The sequence below is a fragment of the Dehalococcoidia bacterium genome (assembly GCA_021295915.1).
Classification (GTDB): domain Bacteria; phylum Chloroflexota; class Dehalococcoidia; order Lucifugimonadales; family UBA1123; genus VXRN01.
Window position 1 is genome coordinate 93,034 of the sequence record JAGWBK010000012.1, and the last position, 10,559, is coordinate 103,592.

Here is a 10,559-nt window from a genome sequence, read left to right on the forward strand (position 1 = left end):
TCAGGTTTGAGAGCACTATCTGCATACCCTGCATCCCGCTAAGGGAGAAGGACCTCTATTCGCGGTCCTTGACGACGCCGTCGCTGAGGAGCGACTCGATCTCCGAGTCGGAGATACCGAGTGTCTCACTCAGCACTTCTTCGGTGTGCTCTCCCAGCAGCGGCGGGTGGCCCTGGGAGGACGCAGGCGTCCTGCTCAAGTGCTGCAGGGCGCTGCCCAGCAGTTGGACGCTGCCAAGGGTGGGGTGGTCCACGTCCCAGACTGCGTTACGCGCCTTGGCCTGCGGGTCGTCGAGCGCGTCGGCGATCGTGTTGATCGAAGTGACCGTGATGCCGGCCTCCTGGAGTGCGGTCAGCCAGTGCTCGCGTGTGTTCTGTTTAATCTTGTCGTTCAGCATGGACGCTAGCAGTTCCCTGTGGACTACTCGGGCGGCGTTGTCCACGAACCGCTCGTCATCTGGAAGCTCAGGCAGTCCGACCACGTCGCAAAGCCGTCGGAACTGATCGTCGTTGTTGGCGGCCAGCATGAAGAAGCCGTCGGACGCCTCGAAGTCCTGGTACGGCACGACCTGCGGATGCGCGTTGCCGATGCGGCCGGGGGCCTCGTTTGTCGCCAGGAAGCTCTGCGCGAGGTTGGCCATCGATGCGATCCCGACGTCGAACAGCGACACGTCTACGTGCTGCCCTTTGCCGCTCAGCGCTCGCTCGTGCAGCGCGGCCAGTATGCCTATCGTCGAATGCAACCCTGTCAGGATGTCGACCCACGCCACACCGACCTTGGTCGGTCGCCCATCGGCCTCGCCGGTCACGCTCATGATGCCGGTCATGCCCTGTAGGGCGGCGTCGTAGCCCGGCTCAGCGGCGCGCGGCCCAGTCTGTCCAAAGCCGGTGACCGAGGCGTAGATGACCTTCGGGTTGACCTTCGAGAGCGATTCGTAGTCCAGCCCGTATCGGGCAAGGTTGCCCACGCGGAAGTTCTCGACAAGTACGTCGGCGCGCTCGGCGAGTCCACGGATGATCTTCTGGCCCCGCTCGTCTCTCAGGTTGACGATCAGGCTCTTCTTGCCCCGGTTAGCAGACAGGTAGTACGCACTCTCGGTGCCCACGAACGGTGGACCCCAGCTTCTCGTGTCATCGCCCCAGGGGGACTCGATCTTCCAGACCGTCGCTCCCAGGTCCGCCAGGATCTGCGTCCCGAAAGGCCCGGCCAGTATGCGGGACATATCCAGTACCGTAATGTCGCTCAGCGCGCCCATGTGATTCTTCCTTCGTCGAAATTCAGACGCAATACTAAAGGTTTGGTATAGTCGGCACAACAGGAAAATGGCCCAGCGCGCTCACCTGACCGCACCTACAATTGATGTATAGGCCCGAGCCACGACAGGAACACAGATGGTGCAGCACCGTACAGTCCTAGTTACCGGAGCCACCGGCTACATCGGTGGGAGGCTCGTCCCTCGTCTGCTGCGGCAGGGACACCGGGTCCGAGTCCTCGTCCGCAGCAGGTCGCGGGCGCTCTCACGCCCATGGGCCGACCGGGTCGAGATCGCGGTTGGCGACGCCCTGGACAACGAGGCCCTGCTGGAGGCGCTGGATGGAGTAGACACCGCGTACTACCTGATCCACAGCATGTCCAGCGGCTCAGACTTCCACGATACGGACATTCGGACCGCCCGCTCATTCGGTCGGGCTGCCCGGCAGACTGGCGTCAACAGCATCATCTACCTGGGAGGTCTGGGAAAGTCGGACCGCTTCCTCTCCAGGCATCTGCGTTCGAGGCAGGAGACAGGAGACGCCCTCCGAGAGGCCGGCGTTCCGGTCACCGAGTTCAGGGCAGCCGTGATCGTGGGATCCGGCAGCATCTCCTTCGAGATGATCCGGCATCTTGTCGAGCGTCTGCCTGTCATGGTCTGTCCGAGATGGATCTACTCCCGTATCCAGCCTATCGCGGTGGAAGACCTGCTGGACTACCTGGTCGCAGCCCCCGGTACGCCGGAGAGTCGCGGCCGCACCATCGAGATCGGCGGCAAGGACGTGACCACCTACAGGGGCCTGATGCTAGGTTACGCCAATGCCAGAGGGCTCAGACGGATGCTGCTCCCTGTTCCAGTGCTGACTCCCCGCCTGTCGTCCTACTGGATACACTGGATGACACCCATACCAGCCCCAATCAGCAAGGCGCTCGTCGAAGGGCTCCGAAACGAGGTTGTAGTGACGAACGACCTCGCAAGGAGACTCTTCTCTCACATCGAGCCGCAGGACTTTGCCTCGGCCATAGGGCGAGTGACACAGGACCTCGACGAGGGTCGCATCGACACCTCGTGGAGCGACGCGGCTGGCGTGTCTGACAGAAGCGAAGGGCCCGTCCGGCTGGAGTCCCGGCACGGCATGATCGTCGAGCGTCGCAGGCGTACAGTTGCCGCTCCGGCGAGCGACGTCTTCCGTGTCTTTACAGGTATAGGCGGAGGCCGCGGCTGGTTCTTCGCAAACTGGACGTGGAAGCTGCGCGGCATGATAGACCGGCTTCTGGGAGGCGCTGGTCTGCGAAGGGGTCGTCGCCACCCCGACGAGCTGCGCATCGGCGACGGGCTCGACTTCTGGAGAGTAGAAGACCTGGTTCCCGAACGCCTGCTGCGCCTGCGGGCCGAGATCAAGCTCCCCGGACGGGCGTGGCTCCAGTACGAGGTGCCCGAGAGTCTGGACGGCTCAAGCGAACTCGTACAAACCGCGGCGTTCATCCCCAGGGGCCTGTTTGGACTCGCCTACTGGTACGCGCTGTACCCCTTCCACGCCTGGATCTTCAGCGGGCTGATCAGGGCCGTCGGACGGCGGGCTGAGGGGCTGGCCATCTCCGCCAGCTCAGAGCAGGTCCCGCACCAGTCTGCAGACTGATAGCCAATCTTCTCCCCGCCACCCGCTGGTATAATCCGGTCACCAAATCAGGAGGGCCGGCATGGTCACGACACCCACGGGGTGCAAGAGTACTGGATCGTTGACCTCACCAACCGCATCGTCTGGGTCATGCTCCTGCGTGATGGAACACTGGTGGAACAGGGAATCTACGGGCAGGGCGATACCGTGACGTCCACGACGCTGGAGGGGTTCAGTGTCAGCTTGGACGAGGTTTTTGGTGGAGAGTGGCATACGTGACTACCCCAATCATTCTACCGAGGCTTCCTCGGAATTGGCCGCCCCGGTATTCTCCCCGAGCTCGCCCGGATTGGTCGCAAGCTCCAAGTTCAAAGTCCCCGCCCTTGATCTCCGCCTTGATATAATCTCTCCAGTCCCAAGATCCAACACCATAGCCATCAACATCACCCAATCCCCACGTCAGCTGCTGTAGGTGTACATCATGACTACGACTCAAGAAAAGCTGCTTACGGCCGATGACCTGCTACGACTTCACAGCGAGGGCGTTCGCGGTGAGCTGATCCAAGGAGTTTTTTGCGAAAGTATGGCCTCTGGAGAAGAGCACGGTGAAGTTGCCGCAATTGTAATCAGCACATTGATGGAGTTTGTCCGACCTCGCAGATTAGGACGAGTTATCGGCACCGATTCTGGCATCCTACTGCAACGTGACCCAGATATGGTTCGAGAGCCGGACGTAGCCTTCATATCTGCCGACAAGCTGCCCATTGGTGTCGGGTTGAAGGGCTACTTCGAAGAGCCACCCGACCTGGTTGTCGAGATTGTGTCACCCTCAGACCGCCTCGAGAGCGTATTCGACAAGGCCTGTATGTGGGTCCTGTTTGGCGTTAGGCTGGTTTGGGTGCTGGACCCTGAGGATCGTTCAGTTGACGTCTTCAGACCAGGAATCTCGATGACCAAGCTCACCGAGAACGACTCCCTCGACGGCGCTGACGTGCTTCCCGGCTTCTCCTGTACGGTCAGCGACCTCTTTGACCTCTAATCACCAGACTACCTGGCCAGTCCCCACACGCAGAAAACTCCCCGGAGGCTCCTGAATGAACATCCAGCCTTATGAAGTGCACATTTCCGACGATGTCCTCGATGACCTGAAGGTCAGGCTCAGCCGTACGCGGTGGCCGGACGAGTTGGAGGACGTCGCGTGGGACTACGGGTCCAGTCTCGCGTACATTCGTGAGCTGTGCGAGTACTGGCAGGACGGCTTCGACTGGCGCGCCCATGAGGCTCGAATCAACGAGTTCGACAACTACAGGGCCGACGTCGACGGGCTGGGTATCCACTACATTCACGCTAAGGGACAGGGCCCTGACCCTATCCCGCTGATCATCACGCACGGGTGGCCAAGCACTTTCGCGGAGATGCTCAAGATCATCCCGCTGCTGTCTGATCCTGCAAGTCATGGGGGAGATGCTGCGCACTCGTTCGATGTGGTCGCCCCGTCTATGCCCGGATACGGCTTCTCCGACCGGCCCACGCAGCGGGGAATGAGCCCCATCCGCATCGCCGAACTGTGGAACACGCTGATGACCGAGGGCCTGGGCTATGACAACTTCGTCGCGCAGGGCGGCGACTGGGGAGCGCAGATCACGACGACGCTCGGACTGAACTTCCCTCAGACGGTGAGCGCGATCCACCTGAATATGGCCGGCGGCGGGTCCCCGATTCCACCTGAAGACGAGCTCTCAGACGCTGAGAAGGAGTTCCTAGCGCACCGCGACTGGTGGCAGCAGGCAGAGGGCGCGTACGGACACCAACACCGCACCAAGCCGCAGACGCTGTCGTACGGTCTGAACGACTCGCCCGCTGGCCTGGCCGGCTGGATCGTGGAGAAGTGGCGCACCTGGAGCGACTGCAATGGCGATATCGAGTCGCGGTTCAGCAAGGACGAGCTGCTGACGCACCTCACAATCTACTGGGCCACGGAGACGATAAGCTCGTCGGTGCGACTGTACTACGAAAGTGGAAAGGCGCCGTCGCAGCTTACATCGGACAACCAGGTGACCGTCCCGACATCGTTTGCCAAGTTCCCGGTGGAGATCAGCTACCCACCCAGGGAGTGGCTCGAGCGGTTCTACAACCTGGCACGCTACACGGAGATGCCGAGCGGCGGTCACTTCGCCGCGGCTGAGGAGCCGCAGCTGCTCGCGGAAGACATACGCGCATCATTCCGCAGCCTGAGGTAGTGAAAACAAAGCGGGTGGGCGTCCTTTAACAGGACCCCACCCGGTGGTTGCAAGGCAGTCCTCGATCATCCAAAAGACGTTATACGGGAGCTGCCTCGCGTGGTGCAGTCTGCTCGCTGACGGTCTGTTCAGACCGCCAGCCGACGGATCCGATCTTGGCTTGACCAAGCGCGGCGTCGACGTTTGTGAGGAGCTTATAGTACCGCACGCCAGCGAAGGGCATGAATGACCCCATCAGCTTGACTGGTTCGGCGTCCGGTCTTCGACTTCGAATGACATTCGATATCATGATCGGCCTCCGGTTTCCACTGCTGTGTCCTATGCACTCAGTGTAGCCGACTGTGACGGAATGTCAACTTTGTTCAGAAAAGCACAATCGAATCAGTCAGATTCTGACAGTTCAATGCGTGAAAAACGTCACAAGAACAGAGTTGCAGGATTCGAGATGGGGTCAGTCTTATAGACGGAGTTTTCGCCCTCACCCCCGGATCAAGTCCGGGGCAGGCTCTAACCCTCTCCCCCAGGGAGAGGGGACTTCCGCTCCAACAAAATCGTTACTGCCTCAAAAGTTCTGCAACTCCTCTGTGGACATCCCCAGTTCGTCCACGTAGACCTCCCTGTTGTGCTCACCCAGCAGTGGAGGACGGCGGCTAATCGCCCACGGCGACTCGGGGAACTGGTACGGCGCACCAGCGTACACGAAGCTCTTGCCCAGGTCAGGATGCTCTACTTCCACGGGGAATCCGCGCGCCTGGAAGTGAGGGTCTTCAAGCACATCTTCAGGAGAGTTGACTATTCCCCACTGGAATCCAAGCGCCTGTGCCCGCTTGAACAGGACGTCTGCGTCCGTTCTCCGGGCCAGTTCGCGCATGACCTCCGCCACACGCCTCTGCTGCTCACGTGCTTCCCTGTCTCCGCGCCGCATCGCCTCCCGGCTCGGATAGTCGAGGAACTCGCCGAGGTCTTCTATCAGCCCCTCTTCCTGCAGCCACGACAGCAGGTGAATCCACTGCTCTTCGGTCCGGGCTCCGATGCCCACGTTCACGTAGCGACCGTCTCGACACAGCGCCTGACCGTCAGCCGTCGGCACGACCGACGCGTGCCTGCCTGTCTGCCTCTGCACCGTGTCTTCGGCCACGAGCCAGTTGATGCTCGCGCCCTCAGTGGTGACGTTTGCGGCGGCGTGCATGTTGGCGTCTATGTACTGACCGATGCCGGTGAACTGCCGGTGGATCAGCGCAGTCAGCACGCCCATGATCGCGAAGTGACAGACTATGTGGTACGCCTGATTACCTCCCCCTCTAACCGGAGGGATGGAGTGGTCGTCGTAGCCGCAACTCCACACTGGGCCTCCTAATGCCAGGGCGGTAAGGTCGGTGCTCGCGTAGTCGCTATACGGCCCCGACTGCCCGAACGGGGTGATGGACGCCATGACAAGGCCCGGTGTCTCTTTCGAGATAGCTTCGTAGCCCAGGCCTATCGAGTCCATGTACCCGGGAGGGTGGCTGTCCACAACGACGTCGGCCTGTGCAGCCAGCCGCATGAAGACCTCGCGTCCGCCGTCCTGCTCCAGGTCGAGCGTGACGCTCCGCTTGCTGGTGTTGTAGTGCCAGAAGAACAGGCTCCTGTCAGGACCGGGCTCGTTCTCGTAGAACGGCTCGTAGGCCCTTGTGGGATCGCCCGTCGGAGGCTCTACCTTGATCACGTCGGCGCCCACATCGCCCATGAGCTTCCCGCACCATGCGCCGATCTCGCCGCCCACCTCAAGCACGCGGACTCCGTCGAGAATGCCCTGTTCAAAGTGACGCTGCACGCTAGAAGACCCCCTCTTCGGTCAGGGCATCGACAGTTGCCTGTTCAATCCCAAGCACTTCGGCGAAGACCTCCTGATTGTGCTGGCCAAGCGTCGGGCCGCCCTTCTTGATCCGTGCCGGTGTTTCCGACAACTTGATCGGCATTCCGTCCACCCTGACCTTGCCCATCGCCTGATGCTCGACCGTCGGGAACAGTCCCCACTCTTTCGTGTTGGGATCGTTGTCGATGCGGTCGACGGGGCGCTGTACCGCTCCGGCGGGAACTCCACGCGCCTGCAGAGCCTCCATCGCCTGCATGGGCGATCTGACCGACGTCCATGCTTCGATCCGCTCGTCGATCGCGTCGTGATGTTCGATGCGCCCATCAACCGTGGCAAGCTTGCTATCGGACGCCATGCCGTCGGCTCCGATTACTTCGCAGAGTGCTGCCCAGTCGTCGTCGTTCCGTACCGAGATGCCGACCCAGTTGTCGTCTCCCTCGCAGCGGTAGATGCCGTGTGGGGCCATCTTCGGATAGATGCTGCGGTTGCTGTTGGGGTTGCCGGGCCGCCTAGCTGGGTTACCGTTCACCGTATAGTCGAGGATCGCCGGGCCGTTGAGGGCAGCGGCGCCGTCGGTGCAGGACATGTCTATCCACTGACCAACGCCAGTACGGTGACGATGATAGAGCGCCATCAGCAGGGCGATAGCCATCAGGTATCCGCCCGTGTGATTCATGTACGAGTACCCCCAACCGGCCGGAGGCATATCGGGCAACCCAGACTGGAACGTCAGGCCGGACACTGCCTGCACGATCGGTCCCCAGGTCTTGTACTCAGAGTACGGCCCCACGTGGCCGAATCCGCAGTTGGACACGTAGATGATATCGGGCTTGATTTTGACCATCTCCTCGTAGGAGAGGCCCCACCGATCCAGCACACCCTTCGAGAAGTTCTCGGTCACGGCGTCGCTGACCGAGATCAGCTCTTCGAGGATGGCCTTGGCCTTGGGCTTGCGCATGTCCAGAGTGACGCCCAGCTTCTCGATGTTGTGGTTGTTGAACGTGCCGCCGAGGTTGATGCCCCGCCGGTCATCCATCCACGGGCCGTTGCCCCTGAAGATGTCCCACTGGCCCTGCCTGAGCCTGTCCTCGACCCTGATCACCTGCGCCCCGAACGCCGCGAGTACACGGGTCGCCCCGGCGCCGGCAAGCTGGCCGGTAAAGTCGCATATACGGATGTTGGAAAGGGCTCTGGGTGTGTCACAGGTATCGTTCATGCGCGGGTCTCTCCGGGAGATTAAGTGCTCTCAATATGCGGAACAAGTGGCTCTACCAAATCAATCAGCATGGGGAGGTCCTCTGCGACGGTCTGCCAAAGTACATCCAGATCAATATCGAAGTAAACATGAACTAGACGGTTGCGCATGCCTACTACGTCTGGCCATGGGATAGTAGACAGCTCATCCCGAGTTGCCGACGATACTTGATTGGCGGCTTCTCCCACAATCTCTACAGCCTTCGTAAGTGCGAAAACGAGCATCTCGTCTTGATCAAGATCGTCTCGTGTCCGACCTTGCGCAAACGACAGGGCACTGTGTGCCGCGTCCAGCATATGCCGAAGGCGAACACTATCCCTCTCGTTCATACTGCACTTCCGCCTCCTTGAGGACCTTCTCTCTGAAATAGGGACTCAAGTCACCGGGTGTGCGAAGATCGACATATCTGTCCTGAAACAGATGGGACAGTTCCCGCTCCATACGCGCGATCCGAAGGAGCCCTGGGATACGGTCAGGCTCGAATTCGACCAATACGTCGATGGAGCCGAGCCGAAGATTGCCAGCCGCCGGACTCCCCACGCCTGGCAGAAGGACGCAACCTTTTCTTTCGGGATGGTCAGTGTCGAATTCAAAACGTCGTCTCTATAACTCTCAAACTCAGTAAACACCGCCAAGAGATGAAGAATGGCAGGCAGTCTTCAGGCTGCCTGCCACTATATCATCAAGAATTACGCTTGGACGTGCCTGTGTGCCCGGCTTACGTGACCTCTAGGGTGGGGTTGCGCAGGGGCCCGGCATACTGAGTGCGGTCGAGCTCTATCACGTCTTTCTGGTAGATCTGGACGCGGTTGAAGAGCCGGAACTCGCTGTCGACCCTGACCGACCTGGGCTTACGCAGGTACTTCTCCTGCTCGATGCGCCCCATCTCGCGGAGCCGGTTGGAGACCGCGTTGGTCAGCATGTACTGGCGCGCGACCCGAGACAGCGTTGCGTCTCCGCGGAAGCTCCACAGATAGTGACCCTCCAAGTTGAACATCTGCACGCGGTTGTTACCCCAGTCTGCGACGTATATGTCACCGTGCGCATCGACCGCGATACCTGTCGGCCTGTCGAACTCGGCCTCGCCAGTGCCGGACGTGCCCACGACGTTCTTCACTTCGCCATCGGGGCTGAACACCTGGAAGCGGTTGTTGCCCCAGTCTGCGACGTATATGTCGCCAAGCTCGTCGACGTGGATTCCCCAAGGGAGGTCGAACTGACCCGGCCCGGTGCCGTGCGACCCGAAGCCGCCGAGATACTTGCCGTCCTCGGAATACCTCTGCACGCGATGGTTCTGAGAGTCGACCACGACTAGGTTGCCGTCAGGGTCGAACGCGATGCCCGTGGGCCCGTTGAACTCTCCGTCGCCGTCGCCACGGGTGCCGAACCTGGAGATGAACTCACCCTCTTTGTCGAACTTGGTGATGCGGTGAGTCGCCTCGTCGCTCACGTACAGGTGGCCATTCCCATCGGTGATGAGTTGCACCGGCCACACCATCTGGCCGTCGCCCGTACCGTAGCTGCCGAATCCCTTCAGGTCGTCGGTCAGCGCATCCGCGTCGTCAACCGGCCATATTCTGACCGTAGACGCGCCCTCGGACCTCATCAGGATGTACGCCATTTCGTCGCCATCCGGAAACGCGATGTCCGACGGGAAGTTCGTCACTCGCCGCATACCCAGTGTCCTCAGATAGGGGTATCCGGCTCGAAGCAATCCGTGTGGCCTGCTCATTGATCTTCTCCTATTAATGATGCAACTCGCCGACAGACCGTAGCTATGCCCGCCGCCAACATTAGCCTAATCGAAGCATATCAGAAGGGCGCAAATCGCGCAGTCCGAAGCTACTGCGCCGCGCTCGCCTCGCCCGGAATCCGGTCTTGCCAATCCGGCGAGTTCACGTCGTCGAACTGTTTGACTATATCATCGGGCGGCGGCGCGGTGAGCATCGTAATTCCTATCGCCAGCAGCGTGGCGATTACGAAGCCCGGCAAGGCGGGGTTCACGTTCCACACGCCCACTTCCTGCAAGCGGTTCACCGCCGCGCCGAAGCCTAATGATTCGGTCAGACCCACAAGTCCGTCGTGCCGGAACGCTGGCGCCGGCGGCGACCGCGGTCAGTGCGCCCCACACGTTGAACCGGCGCCAGTACAGAGCCAGAATTACGACGGGGCCGAACGTGGCACCCATTCCGCCCCACGCCAACGAGACCAGTGCGAATATCGAATCAGGCGAGATCATGGAGATCATCGCAGCTACCAGGCCGACCAATACCAGAAGCAGCCGCCCCATCCACACGCGCATATCCGCGCCAATCGAACGGGTCATCCGCTTGAGCAGC

The 10,559-nt window shown here is 60.9% G+C and carries 11 protein-coding genes; 4 read left to right on the plus strand and 7 right to left on the minus strand.

The annotated features are described in order from the left end of the window. Window positions 1-55: 55 nt before the first annotated feature. A complete protein-coding gene (locus J4G14_05500; protein MCE2457253.1) occupies window positions 56-1,255 on the minus strand; it encodes a CoA transferase in 1,200 nt (399 codons plus the stop codon). A 136-nt stretch (window positions 1,256-1,391) separates the two neighbouring features. On the opposite strand from J4G14_05500, the gene J4G14_05505 reads away from it, so the two are divergent. The 4 genes from J4G14_05505 (at window position 1,392) to J4G14_05520 (ending at window position 5,110) form a co-directional block, all read left to right on the plus strand. After that, the gene (locus tag J4G14_05505; GenBank protein MCE2457254.1) at window positions 1,392-2,891 is read left to right on the plus strand and encodes a DUF2867 domain-containing protein; all 1,500 of its coding nucleotides are present in this window, start codon (window positions 1,392-1,394) and stop codon (window positions 2,889-2,891) included. A gap of 81 nt (window positions 2,892-2,972) precedes the next feature. Continuing rightward, on the plus strand, window positions 2,973-3,149 hold the full coding sequence (locus J4G14_05510; protein ID MCE2457255.1) for a Uma2 family endonuclease: 177 nt from the start codon (window positions 2,973-2,975) through the stop codon (window positions 3,147-3,149). Between the two features lie 202 nt (window positions 3,150-3,351). After that, window positions 3,352-3,909 carry a Uma2 family endonuclease gene (locus tag J4G14_05515; protein MCE2457256.1) on the plus strand — a complete coding sequence of 186 codons (558 nt, stop codon included), beginning with the start codon at window positions 3,352-3,354 and terminating at the stop codon, window positions 3,907-3,909. Window positions 3,910-3,964: 55 nt separating this feature from the next. After that, on the plus strand, window positions 3,965-5,110 hold the full coding sequence (locus J4G14_05520) for an epoxide hydrolase (GenBank protein MCE2457257.1): 1,146 nt from the start codon (window positions 3,965-3,967) through the stop codon (window positions 5,108-5,110). A gap of 79 nt (window positions 5,111-5,189) precedes the next feature. On the opposite strand, the gene J4G14_05525 is transcribed toward J4G14_05520, so the two are convergent. From J4G14_05525 to J4G14_05550, 6 genes are all read right to left on the minus strand, one after another. Beyond that, window positions 5,190-5,399, minus strand: coding sequence for a hypothetical protein (locus J4G14_05525; GenBank protein ID MCE2457258.1), 210 nt, complete (start codon window positions 5,397-5,399; stop codon window positions 5,190-5,192). A 273-nt stretch (window positions 5,400-5,672) separates the two neighbouring features. After that, entirely contained in the window at window positions 5,673-6,923 is a 1,251-nt protein-coding gene (locus J4G14_05530) for a CoA transferase (protein ID MCE2457259.1), read from the minus strand. Window position 6,924: 1 nt separating this feature from the next. After that, a complete protein-coding gene (locus J4G14_05535; GenBank protein ID MCE2457260.1) occupies window positions 6,925-8,136 on the minus strand; it encodes a CoA transferase in 1,212 nt (403 codons plus the stop codon). Between the two features lie 65 nt (window positions 8,137-8,201). Further along, window positions 8,202-8,549 (minus strand): DUF86 domain-containing protein, encoded by a 348-nt coding sequence (locus J4G14_05540; protein MCE2457261.1) that lies wholly within the window; start codon window positions 8,547-8,549, stop codon window positions 8,202-8,204. 389 nt (window positions 8,550-8,938) lie between these two features. Beyond that, entirely contained in the window at window positions 8,939-9,952 is a 1,014-nt protein-coding gene (locus J4G14_05545) for an NHL repeat-containing protein (protein MCE2457262.1), read from the minus strand. A 189-nt stretch (window positions 9,953-10,141) separates the two neighbouring features. After that, window positions 10,142-10,559 (minus strand): hypothetical protein (locus J4G14_05550; protein ID MCE2457263.1); only part of this gene is annotated, 418 nt, incomplete at its 5' end.

Excerpts from the sequence above, each read along its gene's own strand:
- J4G14_05525 (MCE2457258.1), bottom strand. The coding sequence starts at position 5,399 with ATGATATCGAATGTCATTCGAAGTCGAAGACCGGACGCCGAACCAGTC.
- J4G14_05520 (MCE2457257.1), top strand. The coding sequence starts at position 3,965 with ATGAACATCCAGCCTTATGAAGTGCACATTTCCGACGATGTCCTCGAT.
- J4G14_05545 (MCE2457262.1), bottom strand. The coding sequence starts at position 9,952 with ATGAGCAGGCCACACGGATTGCTTCGAGCCGGATACCCCTATCTGAGG.
- J4G14_05515 (MCE2457256.1), top strand. The coding sequence starts at position 3,352 with ATGACTACGACTCAAGAAAAGCTGCTTACGGCCGATGACCTGCTACGA.
- J4G14_05505 (MCE2457254.1), top strand. The coding sequence starts at position 1,392 with ATGGTGCAGCACCGTACAGTCCTAGTTACCGGAGCCACCGGCTACATC.
- J4G14_05540 (MCE2457261.1), bottom strand. The coding sequence starts at position 8,549 with ATGAACGAGAGGGATAGTGTTCGCCTTCGGCATATGCTGGACGCGGCA.
- J4G14_05500 (MCE2457253.1), bottom strand. The coding sequence starts at position 1,255 with ATGGGCGCGCTGAGCGACATTACGGTACTGGATATGTCCCGCATACTG.